This window comes from Pseudoalteromonas sp. MER144-MNA-CIBAN-0113 (genome assembly GCF_040308965.1).
Classification (GTDB): domain Bacteria; phylum Pseudomonadota; class Gammaproteobacteria; order Enterobacterales; family Alteromonadaceae; genus Pseudoalteromonas; species Pseudoalteromonas tetraodonis.
The window spans coordinates 1-230 of sequence record NZ_JBEOOG010000643.1; the positions used below are offsets into that span (position 1 = coordinate 1).

1 protein-coding gene is annotated in these 230 nt (G+C 38.7%); it reads right to left on the bottom strand.

Annotation, left to right across the window (positions count from 1 at the left end; all coding sequences use genetic code 11):
- Nucleotides 1-230 (bottom strand): LysR substrate-binding domain-containing protein (locus AAEY57_RS21310; RefSeq protein ID WP_350608820.1); only part of this gene is annotated, 230 nt, incomplete at both ends.

Genomic DNA, 230 nt, shown 5'->3' on the forward strand with positions numbered 1-230 from the left:
TTGTGGCGTGCCATGGCGTTTTAAATAGTCGGGTGACGCAAATACAGCTAAACGTATAGGGGCAATTTTTTTAGCTATGAGCGTTGAGTTTTTTAATACGCCAATGCGCAGAGCAATATCAATACCCTGCTCTACTATATCTACATATTGGTCTGTGAGCCGTAAATCTAACTTTAAATTTGGATACTGCTTTTGAAAATCAACCAACAAACCTGCTAAATGCTTAGTAC